Annotated in this window: 19 protein-coding genes; 13 read left to right on the plus strand and 6 right to left on the minus strand. The window is 33.2% G+C overall.

Translation table 11 applies throughout. The features are described 5' to 3' along the window. Positions 1-1,242, minus strand: coding sequence for an ABC transporter permease (locus GQR94_RS03375; RefSeq protein ID WP_158974166.1), 1,242 nt, complete (start codon positions 1,240-1,242; stop codon positions 1-3). 3 nt (positions 1,243-1,245) lie between these two features. Between GQR94_RS03375 and GQR94_RS03380 the strand changes: the two genes are divergently transcribed. From GQR94_RS03380 to GQR94_RS03400, 5 genes are all read left to right on the plus strand, one after another. Continuing rightward, the gene (locus GQR94_RS03380; RefSeq protein ID WP_370458271.1) at positions 1,246-2,490 is read left to right on the plus strand and encodes an exo-beta-N-acetylmuramidase NamZ domain-containing protein; all 1,245 of its coding nucleotides are present in this window, start codon (positions 1,246-1,248) and stop codon (positions 2,488-2,490) included. A 75-nt stretch (positions 2,491-2,565) separates the two neighbouring features. After that, positions 2,566-3,156 (plus strand): Crp/Fnr family transcriptional regulator, encoded by a 591-nt coding sequence (locus GQR94_RS03385; protein ID WP_158974167.1) that lies wholly within the window; start codon positions 2,566-2,568, stop codon positions 3,154-3,156. An 86-nt stretch (positions 3,157-3,242) separates the two neighbouring features. Continuing rightward, positions 3,243-3,773 carry an SRPBCC family protein gene (locus GQR94_RS03390; RefSeq protein WP_158974168.1) on the plus strand — a complete coding sequence of 177 codons (531 nt, stop codon included), beginning with the start codon at positions 3,243-3,245 and terminating at the stop codon, positions 3,771-3,773. A gap of 757 nt (positions 3,774-4,530) precedes the next feature. Next, positions 4,531-5,085: a helix-turn-helix domain-containing protein gene (locus GQR94_RS03395; RefSeq protein ID WP_158974169.1), complete on the plus strand. Its 555-nt coding sequence runs from the start codon at positions 4,531-4,533 to the stop codon at positions 5,083-5,085. A gap of 10 nt (positions 5,086-5,095) precedes the next feature. Further along, a complete protein-coding gene (locus tag GQR94_RS03400) occupies positions 5,096-5,608 on the plus strand; it encodes a GNAT family N-acetyltransferase (RefSeq protein WP_158974170.1) in 513 nt (170 codons plus the stop codon). Between the two features lies 1 nt (position 5,609). Here the strand turns inward: GQR94_RS03400 and GQR94_RS03405 are convergent, their stop codons facing one another. From GQR94_RS03405 to GQR94_RS03415, 3 genes are read right to left on the minus strand one after another with little or no spacing between them, the layout of a single operon-like run. Continuing rightward, entirely contained in the window at positions 5,610-6,440 is an 831-nt protein-coding gene (locus GQR94_RS03405) for a sterol desaturase family protein (protein ID WP_158974171.1), read from the minus strand. Between the two features lie 46 nt (positions 6,441-6,486). Continuing rightward, the gene (locus GQR94_RS03410) at positions 6,487-6,978 is read right to left on the minus strand and encodes a YkgJ family cysteine cluster protein (protein ID WP_158974172.1); all 492 of its coding nucleotides are present in this window, start codon (positions 6,976-6,978) and stop codon (positions 6,487-6,489) included. Next, positions 6,978-7,493 carry a DUF2059 domain-containing protein gene (locus GQR94_RS03415; RefSeq protein ID WP_158974173.1) on the minus strand — a complete coding sequence of 172 codons (516 nt, stop codon included), beginning with the start codon at positions 7,491-7,493 and terminating at the stop codon, positions 6,978-6,980. Before GQR94_RS03415 ends, GQR94_RS03410 begins: the two co-directional genes overlap by 1 nt. Positions 7,494-7,557: 64 nt before the next feature. Here GQR94_RS03415 and GQR94_RS03420 point away from each other — a divergent pair, with 64 nt between their 5' ends. Beyond that, positions 7,558-8,265 carry a bifunctional 2-polyprenyl-6-hydroxyphenol methylase/3-demethylubiquinol 3-O-methyltransferase UbiG gene (locus GQR94_RS03420; RefSeq protein ID WP_158974174.1) on the plus strand — a complete coding sequence of 236 codons (708 nt, stop codon included), beginning with the start codon at positions 7,558-7,560 and terminating at the stop codon, positions 8,263-8,265. Between the two features lie 63 nt (positions 8,266-8,328). Beyond that, positions 8,329-9,159, plus strand: coding sequence for a hypothetical protein (locus tag GQR94_RS03425; RefSeq protein ID WP_158974175.1), 831 nt, complete (start codon positions 8,329-8,331; stop codon positions 9,157-9,159). Positions 9,160-9,240: 81 nt separating this feature from the next. Here the strand turns inward: GQR94_RS03425 and GQR94_RS03430 are convergent, their stop codons facing one another. Then, positions 9,241-9,873, minus strand: coding sequence for a 7-carboxy-7-deazaguanine synthase QueE (locus GQR94_RS03430; protein ID WP_158974176.1), 633 nt, complete (start codon positions 9,871-9,873; stop codon positions 9,241-9,243). A gap of 128 nt (positions 9,874-10,001) precedes the next feature. Between GQR94_RS03430 and GQR94_RS03435 the strand changes: the two genes are divergently transcribed. The 6 genes from GQR94_RS03435 to GQR94_RS03460 all read left to right on the plus strand — a co-directional run bounded on the left by GQR94_RS03435 (position 10,002) and on the right by GQR94_RS03460 (position 14,626). Further along, positions 10,002-11,513 carry a helicase HerA-like domain-containing protein gene (locus tag GQR94_RS03435; RefSeq protein WP_158974177.1) on the plus strand — a complete coding sequence of 504 codons (1,512 nt, stop codon included), beginning with the start codon at positions 10,002-10,004 and terminating at the stop codon, positions 11,511-11,513. A gap of 37 nt (positions 11,514-11,550) precedes the next feature. Beyond that, positions 11,551-12,174 (plus strand): hypothetical protein, encoded by a 624-nt coding sequence (locus GQR94_RS03440; protein ID WP_158974178.1) that lies wholly within the window; start codon positions 11,551-11,553, stop codon positions 12,172-12,174. Between the two features lie 229 nt (positions 12,175-12,403). Beyond that, a complete protein-coding gene (locus GQR94_RS03445) occupies positions 12,404-12,850 on the plus strand; it encodes a hypothetical protein (RefSeq protein ID WP_158974179.1) in 447 nt (148 codons plus the stop codon). Positions 12,851-12,961: 111 nt separating this feature from the next. Continuing rightward, complete coding sequence (locus tag GQR94_RS03450; RefSeq protein ID WP_158974180.1) at positions 12,962-13,333, plus strand: cupin domain-containing protein; 372 nt, start codon at positions 12,962-12,964, stop codon at positions 13,331-13,333. Continuing rightward, positions 13,333-14,175 (plus strand): alpha/beta fold hydrolase, encoded by an 843-nt coding sequence (locus GQR94_RS03455; protein ID WP_158974181.1) that lies wholly within the window; start codon positions 13,333-13,335, stop codon positions 14,173-14,175. Before GQR94_RS03450 ends, GQR94_RS03455 begins: the two co-directional genes overlap by 1 nt. A 25-nt stretch (positions 14,176-14,200) precedes the next feature. Continuing rightward, on the plus strand, positions 14,201-14,626 hold the full coding sequence (locus GQR94_RS03460; RefSeq protein WP_158974182.1) for a VOC family protein: 426 nt from the start codon (positions 14,201-14,203) through the stop codon (positions 14,624-14,626). Between the two features lie 3 nt (positions 14,627-14,629). On the opposite strand, the gene GQR94_RS03465 is transcribed toward GQR94_RS03460, so the two are convergent. After that, complete coding sequence (locus GQR94_RS03465; RefSeq protein ID WP_158974183.1) at positions 14,630-15,685, minus strand: PAS domain-containing sensor histidine kinase; 1,056 nt, start codon at positions 15,683-15,685, stop codon at positions 14,630-14,632. Positions 15,686-15,715 lie beyond the last annotated feature (30 nt).

Below are 15,715 nucleotides of genomic sequence, written 5' to 3' on the forward strand. Positions count from 1 at the left end.
TTAATCAAACTTAATGGCTTTCACTGGGGTAATTTTTGTAATGATATAAGATGGCACAATCAGCATTAACAAACATAAAATCATCACTCCTACATTTAGCATAACAATTGTAGTAACACTAATATCTACAGGAATGTATTCTATATAATATTCCTTAGGATTAGGAAACTTAAACATTCGATATTTGTCTTGAGCCCAAATAATACCTAATCCAATGACATTTCCTAAGAACAATCCAATACTAATTAGATAAGCAGCATTGTATAAGAATATTTTGCGAACACTCCAATCATCAGCCCCTAATGCTTTAAGGATTCCGATCATGGTGGTGCGCTCTAAAATTAAGACCAACAATGCAGTAATCATATTAATACCACCAACAATGATCATAATACCAATTATTAATGCGGTATTAAAATCAAAAAGATCCAACCATTGAAAAATAAAACTAAATTTATCTTTTATCGTTCGCGTTTGCAGCAGAGCAAAAATATTTTCACTGATTTCTATACTTTTTTCATCTATAGCATCAAAATCATCTATAAATATTTCAAAATTACCCACTTGATTCTCTTCCCACTTATTCATACGCTGAATATGGCGGATGTCCATAAAAACATAGGTAGCATCAAATTCTTCAAAACCACTATCGTAAATACCTACGATTTCAGATTTTTGCTGATTAGGCATTTTGGAAGGATCATTATCCCTCAAAAAAACAGACATGAAAGTATCTCCTAATTTTAATTTAAGCTTATTTGCTAATAATTTAGAAATTAAAACCTCATCGGTACGGTCTCCTAAAAAATTAGGCACGCTACCCTCAACTATAAATTCTTTAAAAACACTCCAGTTATAATCTTTCCCTACACCTTTTGCTAAAATTCCTTCTACCGTTTCTTCTGTACGCACAATACCTCCCTTACTAGCAACAGCCTGTACATGGTTGATTCCCGTAACATTTTTAAATTCTGGATAAAAATTTTGCTCCAAAGAAATGGGCACTACAGAGACATCAGACCTATTATTATCATAATTACTGATTTGAATATGCCCATTAAAAGCTGCTATTTTCTCTCTTATTTTCTTTTTAAGTCCACCTCCTGTAGCTATCGCAATTAGCATCATCACAATACTTATTGTAATTGCAGCAATTGCTATTTTTATTATCGGAGCCGAAATACTATTTTTATGCCCTTTACCAGCCGAAAGTCGTTTTGCAATAAAATATTCTAAATTCAATTTATGATGCTTTTTCCTTGTCTCAAAAATACATTTTTATTATTGGTTTTAGTGTTTTCTTCTTGTGGAAAGACAAAGAAGGCTACAATTAATACCAATGAAACCGTAAATATAAAAATTGAAAAAGCAATAGATACGCCCTTAGTAATTGCTGCCAATAAAACAAAAACTTACTTACCGCTATTGAAAGGAAAAAATATAGCTATAGTTGCCAACCAAACCAGCGTAATTTTTAATAAAAAGGGGCATACTCATGTTGTAGATTCTTTAGTCGCTTTAAATATATCTATTGCCAAAGTATTTGCTCCTGAACATGGATTTAGAGGTGAAGTAGATGCTGGGGAGCATGTAAAAGACGGTTTGGATAAAAAGACCGGTTTACCACTTGTTTCTTTATATGGTAAAAACCGGAAACCATCGAAAGAGCAATTAGAAAACATCGATTTAATGTTATTTGATATTCAAGATGTTGGCGTGCGATTCTATACGTATATCGCGACCTTACAATTGGTTATGGAAGCTTGCGCTGAAAACAATATTCCTATTATCGTTCTAGATAGGCCCAACCCTAATGCTCATTATATTGATGGCCCTACCATGGAAGCCAAACATACTAGCTTCTTAGGAATGACCCAAATACCATTGGTATACGGAATGACCATTGGTGAATATGCGCAAATGATTAATAAAGAAAGCTGGCTGAAAAATGAAGTAAAAGCAGACTTAACAGTGATACCGATGGATCATTATTCTCACGAATACTTTTATAGCTTACCTATTAGACCTTCGCCTAATCTACCCAATGACCTATCTATAAAATTATACCCTAGTTTGGGACTTTTTGAAGGCACTGATGTAAATGCAGGACGAGGAACAGAATTTCAGTTTCAACGTTACGGCGCTCCTTTTCTAGACCAATCACATTATTCCTTCTCTTACACTCCCGTTGCCAATTTTGGTGCTAAATACCCAAAACACAAGGGAGAAGTTTGTTTTGGCACTGATTTAACAACAATAGACACCTCAGACTTAAAGATGGTAGATCTTCAGTGGATTATTGATGCCTATACCCACACAAAGGACAAAAGCCTATTTTTCTTAACCAGCGGATTTACCAAACATGCCGGAACTGAGAAGTTGCAAAAACAAATTGAAGCAGGGATGAAGGCCGCTGAAATTAGAGAAACATGGCAAGCTGATATAGCAAACTTTAAGAAAATTAGAGGGAAATATTTGATGTATAATTGAAGCCTAGATTTGATTTAGGTACTGTCATAAAGTTTTATAATAATTTTAAATACACCAACCTTGTAGCTTTTAGTTATGCATCAGAAACCAAACCCTCATTTTCTAAATAACATCTTTAATTCTAATGACTTTAACAAAGAAGAATTAGAGGCTATACTCCCAAAATTTAAACAAAAAGCATTTAAAAAAAATTCATTTCTCCTAGAACAAGGCAAAGCAGCCAATGAGTATTGGTTTGTAGAAAGTGGTTTTATTCGTTCTTTTGTGTTAGATATTAAAGGGAATGATATTACTACCAATTTCTATTCTGCTGGTGATATTGTTATTGATTGGCCATCCTTTTTTTTAAGAAACCCTACTCGAGAAAATATTCAAGCACTTACGGATTGTGTTTGCTGGCAATTAGATTTTGAAACTTTTCAGCAACTTTTTCATAGCATAGAAGGTTTCAGAGAACAAGGGCGAACTACTCTTGTCAAAAGCTATTTTAATTTAAAAAGTCATAATATCTCCATGATTGCAGATCAGGCAAAAGAGCGTTACGAGAATTTATTAAAAGAAAACCCTCTTATCATCCAGAATGTTTCTTTAAAACATATTGCCACTTATCTTGGCATTACAGATACCTCACTTAGTAGAATTCGTAAAGAAATTTCGAGCGAATAGCTTTTCTTGTCCTATGGCAAGATTTATTATTTTTATCAAACACATCTTTGTTTCATTATTAACCTATACACTAAATGAATAAAAAGATGACTATTGTACTAATTAGTATTGCTCTTACCATTTTTGTTATTTACGGATTTTATAATGCACAGCAGCTCAAATCCATTGAAATTACAAAATCAATCACCATACAGAAATCAAAAGAAGAGGTATTTGATATGGTTCAATATTTGAATAATTTCCCCAAATGGTCTCCTTTTCTGGCACAAGATCCAAATCAGAAATATAAGATCACTGGCATTGATGGAACTATCGGCGCAAAATACCATTGGGAAGGCAACAAAGGTAAGGACCTTGGATTACAAGAAATTGTAAGCATCGCAGAAAATAAATCTATTAAAATGATTTGCGATATACAGAAACCTTTTGTAGCAAAACCTATTTTTGATTATTCATTTAAAACAACCAACGAAGGTACATTGGTAACGCAAAATTTTCAGCTCGAATCTGGATTAATGGATGCTTTTTTTATGTGGCTTTTTGGCGTGAAATCTAAAATGGAAAAAACCAACGAACAAGGTTTACAATTGCTCAAAAAATCTCTTGAAAACGTATAATGATTGAAATGGTCTTTATTACAATTACCCTTTTATCTTTACTACTGTTTTATTTAGGTACAGGTAAAATCAAAAAGGTTTTAATCATCAGCATCTTTTGGCTTAGTAGTATCGGTATATTATCCTTTTATGGTTATTTTGAAAACACAGCAACAACTCCGCCGCGATTTTTCTTTGTTCTGATTGGTAGTATTTTTTTTAGCATATACGTATTGAAAACACTTAAGACAAAGAAAGCCAATACTACAATGATTCTGCTCTTGCACAGCTTAAGGCTACCTATAGAAATTTGCTTACTGCAACTATATTTTAAAAATCAAATACCCAAACTCATGACTTTTCTTGGGTATAATTTTGATATTTTTATGGGGATATCTGCCTTAATTATCTTATTATCGATGTATTCTAAGAAGCCATTCCATAGCAATAAAATTCTGTATTTTTGGAATATTATCGGTATTATTTTTCTATCTATCATCGTGCTAATTGCCATTTTATCCGCACCATTACCTTTTCAACTATTTGCTTTTAAACAACCGAATATAGCGCTCACGAAATTTCCATTTGTATTCTTGCCTGCCTTTATTGTCCCTCTTATTTATACATCACATTTTTTAACACTTAGAAGACTTAAGAACACGTCTTAGTATTTGACAATATTAATTACCGTCAAATCTAAAAGTCATAAAAATGTCGTTGGAACGACAGTAATGCAGTGTAATTAATTGGTTATTTTTAATAAAAATTAAACCCAGTTATGAATTCAATTGCAAATAAAATTATTGAAACAAGAAAAATAAAAGGTTTATCTCAAGAAGAACTTGCTGAACAATCTAAAATTAGTTTAAGAACACTTCAGCGTATTGAAAATAATGAGAATAATCCTCGTGGAAAAACACTGTCTTTAATATGCAACACACTAGAGTTAAATCTAGAAGGAATGTTAGCTAGAAACCAAAATCAATCCCCTAACATAGCTACTAAATTTATCGATTTTTTATTTTTTACACTTGCGAATCTGCTATTAGTTGCATTATTAGGCTTCATGACTATAGATTCACAGGCTAACTTTAACAGCCGGTTTGCCATGGTACTACTCAGTATACTCATCCCTTTATTCATTGTCAATTTCACCCCGAATATGAGTTCCAATGAGCGCTTATTAAAATTTGGTCTTGGATATCTATTATACTTTATCGCGACACTAAGTATTGCAGGATTTGTAACTGGTTTTTTATCAGGATTATTTTTATGTATCCTAATTAATCTATCTATGTTGTATTTTGGCAGTCAATTAATAAATAAAAAATAAGAGCCAGTTAATGAAAATTATTAAAGCTACTATTGAAGATAGCAAATTGCTATCGGAAATTGGAAAAGAAGCATTTTTACAAACCCATGGTAAAAGTGCCCCTGAAAAAGATATAGCTGCTTTTACAGCTAAATATTATACGGAAGCTGCTTTTTTTGATGAGCTAAATAATCCTGACAACATTTATTATTTAATCTATAGTAATGACTTTGTGGCTGGGTACTCTAAAATTGCGTTTAACCAAACGCACCCAAATATTCCTGAAAAACACATCACTAAATTGGACCGAATCTATCTGTTACAAGAATTTCATGGTCAAAATTTAGGAACTGCACTATTCAATCATAACGTTGAATTATCAAAAAAAGAAAACCAATTAGGTCTATGGCTTTATGTATGGACAGAAAATGAAAAAGCCATTCGCTTCTATAAAAAAAGTGGATTTAAAATTGTGGGATCTCATGATTATCAAATTTCGGAAACCCGTACAAATCCTAACCACATACTATTCTTAAAATATTAAATTACCTTTCGAGAGTAGTTGGCTTTCTATAGCTATGAAAAGGTTGCTTTAAGAGTGATTTTATAGTTCCGTTTTCCTCTTCATCAGGAAATGTATCTACACCGTACACAATAGCATCCCGATCATAGGTCATAAAAGTGCCAAAAATGCGATCCCAAATAGAAAATATATTTCCGTAGTTAGCATCTGTATAAGGCAACATATAATGATGGTGTACCTTATGCATATCTGGTGACACCAATACCCAACTCAATATCTCATCTACTTTTTTAGGTAATTTTATATTTGCATGGGTAAATTGTGTAGCTATTAAGGATACTGATTGATATAACATAACAACACCAATTGGTGCACCAACCAATACAACACCAAACAATGTAAATACAAAACGAATAATACTTTCAAAGGGATGATGCCTGTTTGCTGTAGTGGCATCTACATGGTGATCTGTGTGATGCACCAAATGTATCCTCCATAACAATTTTACCTTATGCTCCGTATAATGCGCTAAGTAAGCACCAAAAAAATCTAATAGCAACACCCCTAAAACAACATAGGCCCAGAAAGGTAATGGAAGCCAATTAATAATGCCAAAATTGGCTTTTACCGTCCAGTCACTAGTTTTTAATAACAGAAAAGCTAATGCAAGATTTATGAGAACTGTTGTTACTGTAAAGAACAAGTTTGGCAAGGCATGTTTCCACTTTTTATACTTAAAAAATACTAAAGGAATAGCGCCTTCTAAGAACCAAAAAAATGAAATTCCACCAACTAAAAGTAGTGATCGGTGCAAAGAAGGTATCGTTTCAAAGTAATGTATAAGTGCTTCCATCTGTTTAAATATATAAAATTAAACCGAAAAGAGCGCTAACAGACACTTACCCAATACGCTTCTTCATTTCCTCTACGATATTATATGCTGCTGGGCATATAGCTACATTTTTAATCGTCAAATTACTAATTTGCTGAAACTTTTTACGATCTGTATGTGGGAATTCCCTACATGCTTTTGGCCGTACATCATAAATAGAACAGTAATTATCTGCCCCTAAAAAGGTACACGGCACCTGTTGTAACACATAATCATTCTCGTCATCTATGCGCAAGTATTGATCTATAAATTGCTGTGGTTTTTGCCTGAAATGTTTTGAAATACGTTCAACATCTGCATTTGTAAATAACGGACCCGTAGTTTTACAACAGTTGGCACATTCCAAACAATCTGTACGTTCAAATTCGTTTTCATGCAACTCTTGCATGAGGTAATCCAAATTTTTAGGTGTTTTCTTCTTTAGCTTAGCAAAGAATTTTTTATTCTCATTCTGCTTGTCTTTTGCAAGCTTCGGGAGTTGCGCAATAAATTCTTTCATTATTTTAACATGCTTAAAGCTGTTTCATACAGGTCTCTACTCCACCCCTCTGAAACCTTAGCAATTTCAGTTGCAAGAATGGGTTGCTTTTCCATGATTGTTTTACCCGTTTCTGTTCCGTAAAAATCATTTACCTCTTTTTTTTGTGCTTCCGTTAATTTTGCTCCATCAGCTACCAACTGTTTCCCTGCATCAGAAGTATAAAATAAATTCATTTTTTTTATTTCCTCGTGTGTAAAATTTTTCTCATATACTGGAGCTAATTGCATCAGTATTTCATTCACATGCTTTTCTTTATTCGCTTCCAAATAATCCCAACCTGTTGCGTTTTCTTCTGTTTTCGGAAACTGGTTCCCTAACATCTTCAATAATTCATCATACGCATAATTGTACTGCTTTGCAGTTCCATTACTCTTAATATACGTCAACACATCTTCTTGAAAAGTAGCTTCTTGTCCGCAGCTTGATAAGGTAATCAATAGAAAAATTGCTGAAATATTTTTTATTAGTTTCATCTGGTCGTGTTTTATTTTTGTTAATGGGTTAAAATGCTGAATTTTGCTGCAAATTACAAATTAAATGCAAACTGATATTTTAGGCGAAGCTGTTTTAGATTTTCAAAATGGAAACTACACTACAGATATTAAAACCTATTCATCATTGGATGAGGAAGATATAATCCCTATTCCCTATTTATTCCGCTCCTATAAAGAAATGCCTTCTTTAGAAAAAAAAGCATTACAACTTGCTAAAGGGGCTATTTTAGATATTGGTTGTGGTGCAGGAAGCCATAGTCTGTACCTGCAAGAAAATGGCAAAAATGTAACTGCTTTAGACGCTTCTAATGGCGCCATAGAAGTTTGCAAAGCAAGAGGCATTAAAAATACTTTGTGTATTAATCTTTTTGAGTATCAAGGTAAAAAGTTTGACACACTCCTTCTTTTAATGAATGGTATAGGTTTAGCTGGTAAGTTAAATCAGGTTAATAAATTTTTTACGCAATTAAAAACATTCCTAAATCCAAATGGTCAAATCCTATTAGACTCAACCGATCTTTTATATATGTTTGACGAAGATGAAGATGGCGGCTATTGGATTCCAGATGTTGAATATTATGGAGAAGTATCGTTTGTAATGGAATACAAATCTAAAAAAAGCGATTCTTTTAACTGGTTATACCTAGATTACAACACATTACAAAGAGCTGCCGTTGCTAATAATTTTAAATGTGAGCTTATAAAAGACGGCGAACATTTTGATTATTTAGCTAAACTTACCTTAAAATAACAATAGTTTTTTTGTAAATACGTTATTTTAGTTGATCGATGATATAATTTGATACATGACGTTATGAAAAAAAGTTTCCCCGTTGTTCTTTTATTAGCCTTATTTATTTTTGTTAATTGCTCTAAAAGTACAAGTACAGACACCGAAAATTCTGGATCCACAGATCCAAACGAAACGGTGAATAAAATCCCAAATTTACAAAGCACGGGAGACTCTGCTAATGATTTTTTATCCAACACAAATTTTGATAAACTTTTAATCGAAATAGGCTATGTAACTGGATTTAAACCAGATGAAACAGCTATTGACGATTTCATTGAGTTTATTAAAGAGACTACTTTTAAAGAAAGCGTTGAGATTCAATACTTAGAATTAAGCTCTTCTGGAAAAGAGAATCTAACGATAAATGAAGTAGATGATATTATCCAAGAAGAAAGAACAGCCTACAATACAGACGACACTTTAGCTCTTTTTATCTATTTTTCTGATGCCCCTTCTGATGAGGATGAACCTGAAGAAGATTTGGTAACTTTAGGAGCTGCGTTTAGAAATACGTCTTTAGTTATTTATGAATCTACAATCATAGATTTAGCAAACAAATCATTTCGTGTAGACATTGCTACTGTTGAAACTGCAACCTTACATCATGAACTTGGGCATTTACTTGGTTTGGTAAATATTGGCACCGAAATGGTGAACCCACATGAAGGTACTTTTACAAATGAAGATGGCATAGAAACACCAAGTCAACACTGTAACCAAGAGGGTTGTTTAATGCTTGCTGAACTAGAGTTTGGAGCCGCAATGAGCAAAATGATTACTGCAAAAAACGGGCAAGTTCCAGAACTTGACACCGAATGTTTATTAGATTTAAAGGCCAATGGCGGAAGATAGTCTAACATAAAAAAAAGTCCAAAAGATCTGTTTTAATAGATTTTTTGGACTTTTTTTTTAATAGCTAAACTTCACGCTATTTTAAGGGATATTTAAATACTTATGCGTTTGTAAAGAAACTTTCCACTTTGGATTTTTCATCACATAATCTACAATAAGTGGCACCATTTTGTCACGAACACTCCATTCTGGTTGTAAATACAAAATACAATCTTTATTCGTTTTGGCAGCTTGTTCTTCTGCGAAGATAAAGTCATGCTTATTAAAAATGATCATTTTTAATTCATGTGCTTCATCGTATATTCTTCCTTCTGGCAATTTATTTTTCTTGGGAGAAAGGCAAATCCAATCCCACTCCCCAGATAGCGGATACGCACCGGAAGTTTCAATATGCGTCTGAAGATTTCTTGCTTTTAGACCCTTTGTTAAAGGTCCCATATCCCAAGTTAGTGGCTCTCCACCTGTTATAACAATGGTATCAGAATATTTTGCTGCATTAGAAATAATAGTTTCCGTAGCTGTTGGCGGGTGCGTATCTGCATTCCAGCTTTCTTTTACATCACACCAGTGGCAGCCAACATCACAACCACCCACACGAATAAAATAAGCAGCGGTGCCTTTATGAAAACCTTCTCCCTGAATTGTATAAAACTCTTCCATTAAAGGCAACATTTCGCCTTTATTGACCAATGCCAACACATCATTATCTACCATCCTGCAAAGATACATTTTACTTCTGAAATTAGCGCATAACAGCCAAATTTGTCCTTACAGAGATCTAAGAAAGATTACATTTTCAAAGTTGCCGAAAAAACCCTTATTTTTATACAAAATTAACTTCAATGAGTACCAAAGACGAATTCCTCTCCTACATAGAGGAAGGCTACAAAACAAAAGGGGAATTTATAACTATGGGATCTGCTATTTTAGAAGGAGAAACCGTAACCAATGCTTTTGTTAAAATACCTTTAAAAACCTTAAACAGACATGGTTTAATTGCAGGCGCAACCGGTACTGGAAAGACAAAAACACTTCAAGTTCTCGCTGAAAATCTTTCAGAAAAAGGCATTCCTGTTATGCTTATGGATTTAAAAGGAGATTTGAGTGGCTTAGCACAACCAAGTCCTGGGCATGCAAAAATTGATGAACGCCATGCTAAAATTGGTATCCCATTTACAGCTAAAGGTTTTCCTGTTGAAATCTTATCGCTTTCTGAGCAAGACGGTGTAAAACTACGAGCAACTGTTTCTGAATTTGGCCCAATTCTACTTTCTAGAATTCTAGACCTTTCTGAAACACAAGAAGGTATTGTTGCTGTAATTTTTAAATATTGCGATGATAACAAATTACCTCTTTTAGATTTAAAAGATTTTAAAAAAGTACTTCAGTATGCTACCGACGGCGGTAAAGAAGAATTTAAAGAAAATTACGGACGTATAAGCACCAGCTCAACAGGTACTATTCTCCGAAAAGTTATAGAATTAGAACAGCAAGGTGCCGAGCTTTTCTTTGGTGAAAAATCATTTGACGTTAATGATTTAACCCGAATTGACGAAAATGGAAACGGCTATATTAACATCTTACGATTAACAGATATCCAAGATCGACCAAAATTATTTTCAACTTTTATGTTGAGTTTATTGGCCGAAATATATAGTACTTTCCCTGAGCAAGGCGATAGTGACAAACCTGAATTAGTGTTGTTTATTGATGAAGCCCATTTAATTTTTGACGAGGCATCAAAAGCACTTATCAACCAGATAGAAAATATTGTAAAACTTATCCGTTCTAAAGGAATCGGAATTTACTTTGTCACACAAAACCCTACAGATGTACCCAATGATGTTTTAGCTCAATTAGGTCTAAAAGTACAGCATGCTTTAAGAGCCTTCACAGCAAGAGATAGAAAAGCCATTAAACTTACTGCCGAAAATTATCCTGAATCTGAATATTACGATACCAAAGAAATATTAACTTCTTTAGGAATAGGAGAAGCATTAATCTCTGCATTAGATGAAAAAGGACGCCCTACACCTCTAGCTGCTACTATGCTAAGAGCTCCTATGAGCCGTATGGATATTTTAACAGACGAAGAATTGAATGTGCTTGTTAAAAAATCTAAATTGGTAAAGAAATATGAAGATATTATTGACCGCGAAAGTGCTTATGAGCTTCTAAATGAGAAAATAGAAAAGGCAGAAGCCCTTGCAGAAGAAGAGAAAGAAAAGCCCAAAACTACACGATCTACTTCAAGAAGCAGAACAAGTACGAGACAAAACCCCATAATAAAAGTACTCACGAGTGCTACATTTATACGAGGAGTTTTAGGCGTCCTAAAAAAAGTAATGCGTTAAAACAAAAATCATTTAAAAAAATAATTCAATCTTACGAATGAAAAAAATATTATCTCTTGCTTTCACAGCAACTTCTTTATTATTCTTAAACTGCGAATCTCTTGATACCAAATTTAAAATCGGCACCGGAGTTATTGGTCAACTTACCAAAGACACCAAGATAACCGATCTTGAAACAATTTATGCGGAAGATTCAATTGTGGCCGAAGATGGTATTCCTAATATAAAATTACAATTAGGGTTAAAAAATGAGATATTAAATGATGATGTTATTGACACCACAAACACTATAAAATCTAATTTTATCTACAATAAGATAGACATCTATGAAAAAGGTGGTAAGCAACTTTTATCGCTAACTCCTACAAGAGATAGTATTCCTAAAATAGAAAATATTAGAATCTACGATCCTCGTTATGTTACAGACAAAGGTATTTCTACCATGAGTACTTTTAAAGATATTAAAGAGAAATACAGCATAAAAAAAATCATTACGTCCATGAATAATGTGGTAATTTTACTTAAAGATTCTGGATTGTATTTTACCATAGACAAACAGGAATTACCCTCTAGCCTTCGGTATGATTCTAGTGCAAATATTGAAGAAGTACAGATTCCTGATGCAGCAAAAATCAAATATATGATGCTTGCCTGGGAATAATAAATAGATAGGCTATAATTACTTTTATAAATAAATTATGTGGCATTTAAAAAATGACTTACATACTAAAATATTTAAAATACCAAAGTAGGAAACTTTAGAATTTAAACAAGCAGTTGAGAACCTTGGAAATAAGGCATTTACTGCTTACTCAGACGGAAACTAAAACAATTTTCGTGTATTAACATTACAATAGCTAAACCGCCACAACCAATTAAAAAAAAAAAAAATGAAGATCATCCTTACGTTTTTCTTTGCTATACTACTTGCTAATTCTTGTAAACCTTCCAATTCTGAATTATTGTATGGGACCTGGAAGCATTCTGAAATTAGAGAGCAAAAAAATGATTATGATATAATGAACATTCAAGAAGGAACCTCTAGCGAAACAATATATACGGAAACGGACTTAAAACAATCAAAAACCGCTACAACAGTTCAAGACTTTTATTTAGTTTTTGATAATGAAACAAACTATATAGAATACAAGGTAGGTATGGGGATGAAATTTGGGTTTAAACTTTCTAACGATACTATTTACAGCAATGGCGAACCAGAATTTAAAATAGTCTCCGTTACCAATAAAGTACTGAATTTAAAAAAACTGAAAACAGGAAAACCAGTAAATTATATAAAGTCTAATGATGATTTATCTAAATTCGAGATACTTAACTAAATACTTACAACAAATCATGGGGCTTGAACTTGTTTATTAATTCCCTGATTTTTTTAAAAAAAATGGCTTTTAAAAATGAAAGTTTTGGTAAAGTAATAAATCAAATTATTTATGATGATGAAAAAATATACCATTCAAAAATCGCCTTTTATAGTACCTACTACCGACGGTAAAAGAATAGAAGAACATTTTGGTAAAACAAGCAAAGGTGGCGACCAGTTGAGCGTTGCACACATGATTGCTCCTCCAGGATGGAGTGAACCTTTTCAAACACCAGAATTTGATGAGTACACGTATATCATCAAAGGGAAAAAACAATTCAGTATTGACAACGAGACTATTATTTTAGAAGCCGGACAGTCTATAAAAATAGAAAAGAACACACGTGTTCAATATGCTAATCCGTTTGAGCAAGAATGTGAATATCTAGCCATCTGCCTACCTGCTTTTGATTTCACAAAAGTTCATAGAGAAGATTTATAATGAAAAAAATACTCAATAAATATATCCCTTTATTTTACGGTAGCTATTTTAACTCTGTTGCTTTAGTATCAAAGGAGAAAGCCGCTAAAAAAGCATTCAAACTATTTTGCTCCCCCCGAAAAGGACGAGTCTTAGAGCATCAGAAAGAATTTCTTGACCACGCAAAAAGCGAAACCATTTCAACTGAAGGGGTTGATCTGCAAACCTACAAATGGAAGGGCTCTAAAGAAACAGTATTATTGCTTCATGGTTGGGAAAGTAACGTATATCGCTGGAGGAATTTAATTGCTTTTTTACAAAAAGAAGATTATGATATTATCGCATTTGATGCACCAGGGCAAGGTTATTCATCTGGAAGCATTCTTAATGTGCCTTTATACACACTTTGTACGGAAAAAATTATCGCTACTCATAATCCAAAATATATTATTGGCCACTCCATGGGGGGAATGACCATGATGTATAATCAATATAAGCACCCAGATAACTCCATTCAAAAGTTTATTTCTCTTGGTTCGCCCTCCGAGCTTTCTGAAATTGTAGATGACTACCAAAATTTATTAAAATTCAACTCCGTTGTAAAGAATAGTCTAAACAATTACTTTAAACATAATTTTAATTTTACAATTGACGAGTTTTCTATTGCTGAATTTTCTAGAAACATTACTAAAAAAGGATTAATTATACATGATGAGTTTGATAAAATAGCCCCTTACAGTGCCGCAGAACGCATCCATAAAAATTGGAAAAACAGCAGGTTAATAAAAACGCAAGGCTTAGGGCATTCTTTGCATCAAGAAGAAGTAAATAATGAGATTCTTACATTTCTTAAATCGGAATAAAATACTATTTTTAAAATAAAAAATTATGTCAGCAGTTACTCCTTTTCACATTGCAATACCCGTGCATAACCTAGCAGAATGTAGAACGTTTTATCGTGATGTATTAAATTGTGAAGAAGGTCGTAGCAGTGACCAATGGGTAGATTTTAATTTATTCGGACATCAATTAGTGATCCACTACAAACCAAAAACTACCAAGGAAGAAATGCACCACAATCCTGTTGATGGCCACGATGTTCCTGTTCCTCACTATGGCGTTGTTTTACCATGGGAGGTCTTCCAAAGTTTTTCTGAAGAATTAAGAACAAAAGGAGTGAAATTTATCATTGAACCCTATATAAGATTTCAAGGTTTGGTTGGAGAACAAGCAACCATGTTTTTCTTAGATCCTGCAGGTAATGCTTTAGAGTTTAAAGCCTTTAAAGACATGAAACAATTGTTTGCTAAATAAGACCTACTTAAAAGTAATTGTAAACGTTGTACCTACATTTACAGCACTGGTCACGGCTATTTCCCCTCCCATTTCCGTAATATGGCTATGCACCAAATACAAACCAACTCCTTTACTGTCTTTTGTTGAATGAAAGCGTTGGTTAAGATTAAAAATCTTACCCTCTACTTCATCCATATTAAAACCTAGTCCATTATCCGAAAAGACTACTGTTTGTTTACCCGCTACAATTCTAGATTCAATATTTAGTACAGGAAAAACATCAGGCCTAGCATATTTAATGGAATTTGTAATTAAATTCAGATAAATACTCTCCATAAAATTTCTATTAAACAAGAGCTCATCAAAAGCTGAAAAATTGGTTACTATTTTAGCTTTTGAGTCATGAATCAATGCACTAATTGAAGACTGAACTATGCGTGCTATTTTTGAAAGTGAAATTAATTCACGAGAAGATTCTAGCTGCTCTGTTTCTGTCAATGAATCTACATAATTATTTAAAGAGTCTTTAAGACCTTCTGTTGATCTACTTATCAGATCAAAAACCTGAAGCGTTTCTGGATCCGTAATTTTACTTACATCTAAAATATTACATAAGGTAAGTAGGTTGTTAACGGGAGATCTTAAGTCGTGGGAGGTTTTAAAGTTTAGATTTTTAAGGTTTTTATTCTTTTTATCTAAAGAGAGTAAGTGCACTGCTCGTTCTGATTCTAATTTTTTCTTGTAGGTGATATTTTTTGCTATGGCGTAAATTAAGCGCTCATCTGGCAGCGGTATTGCTGTCCAATCCAACCAAATGATGTTGCCCGATTTGCTCACATACCTGTTCTCGAAATTCAGTAACGGAAGGCTCTTTTTTAAATTTTTTCTATTTGAAGCTGTCCTTAACCGATCTTCCTCGTAAATAAAATCACTTATTTTCCTAGAAAGTAATTCTTCTTTTGAATACTCTAAGAGATTTATTAATGCCGGATTTATTTTCTTAAAATACCCATCGTACCCCGCTATACAAAGCAGATCACGTGACACTTCAAAAAAAGGCTCTAGGCTATATGGCATTAATTTTTATACGTTAGTAAAAACTATTGA

The sequence above is a fragment of the Cellulophaga sp. L1A9 genome (assembly GCF_009797025.1).
Taxonomy (GTDB): domain Bacteria; phylum Bacteroidota; class Bacteroidia; order Flavobacteriales; family Flavobacteriaceae; genus Cellulophaga.

What these genes read in the sequence shown, in the direction of transcription:
- GQR94_RS03380 (WP_370458271.1), top strand. Translation starts at nt 1,246, where the DNA reads ATGATGCTTTTTCCTTGTCTCAAAAATACATTTTTATTATTGGTTTTA.
- GQR94_RS03385 (WP_158974167.1), top strand. Translation starts at nt 2,566, where the DNA reads ATGCATCAGAAACCAAACCCTCATTTTCTAAATAACATCTTTAATTCT.
- GQR94_RS03390 (WP_158974168.1), top strand. Translation starts at nt 3,243, where the DNA reads ATGACTATTGTACTAATTAGTATTGCTCTTACCATTTTTGTTATTTAC.
- GQR94_RS03395 (WP_158974169.1), top strand. Translation starts at nt 4,531, where the DNA reads ATGAATTCAATTGCAAATAAAATTATTGAAACAAGAAAAATAAAAGGT.
- GQR94_RS03400 (WP_158974170.1), top strand. Translation starts at nt 5,096, where the DNA reads ATGAAAATTATTAAAGCTACTATTGAAGATAGCAAATTGCTATCGGAA.
- GQR94_RS03405 (WP_158974171.1), bottom strand. Translation starts at nt 6,440, where the DNA reads ATGGAAGCACTTATACATTACTTTGAAACGATACCTTCTTTGCACCGA.
- GQR94_RS03410 (WP_158974172.1), bottom strand. Translation starts at nt 6,978, where the DNA reads ATGAAAGAATTTATTGCGCAACTCCCGAAGCTTGCAAAAGACAAGCAG.
- GQR94_RS03415 (WP_158974173.1), bottom strand. Translation starts at nt 7,493, where the DNA reads ATGAAACTAATAAAAAATATTTCAGCAATTTTTCTATTGATTACCTTA.
- GQR94_RS03420 (WP_158974174.1), top strand. Translation starts at nt 7,558, where the DNA reads ATGCAAACTGATATTTTAGGCGAAGCTGTTTTAGATTTTCAAAATGGA.
- GQR94_RS03425 (WP_158974175.1), top strand. Translation starts at nt 8,329, where the DNA reads ATGAAAAAAAGTTTCCCCGTTGTTCTTTTATTAGCCTTATTTATTTTT.
- GQR94_RS03430 (WP_158974176.1), bottom strand. Translation starts at nt 9,873, where the DNA reads ATGGTAGATAATGATGTGTTGGCATTGGTCAATAAAGGCGAAATGTTG.
- GQR94_RS03435 (WP_158974177.1), top strand. Translation starts at nt 10,002, where the DNA reads ATGAGTACCAAAGACGAATTCCTCTCCTACATAGAGGAAGGCTACAAA.
- GQR94_RS03440 (WP_158974178.1), top strand. Translation starts at nt 11,551, where the DNA reads ATGAAAAAAATATTATCTCTTGCTTTCACAGCAACTTCTTTATTATTC.
- GQR94_RS03445 (WP_158974179.1), top strand. Translation starts at nt 12,404, where the DNA reads ATGAAGATCATCCTTACGTTTTTCTTTGCTATACTACTTGCTAATTCT.
- GQR94_RS03450 (WP_158974180.1), top strand. Translation starts at nt 12,962, where the DNA reads ATGATGATGAAAAAATATACCATTCAAAAATCGCCTTTTATAGTACCT.
- GQR94_RS03455 (WP_158974181.1), top strand. Translation starts at nt 13,333, where the DNA reads ATGAAAAAAATACTCAATAAATATATCCCTTTATTTTACGGTAGCTAT.
- GQR94_RS03460 (WP_158974182.1), top strand. Translation starts at nt 14,201, where the DNA reads ATGTCAGCAGTTACTCCTTTTCACATTGCAATACCCGTGCATAACCTA.
- GQR94_RS03465 (WP_158974183.1), bottom strand. Translation starts at nt 15,685, where the DNA reads ATGCCATATAGCCTAGAGCCTTTTTTTGAAGTGTCACGTGATCTGCTT.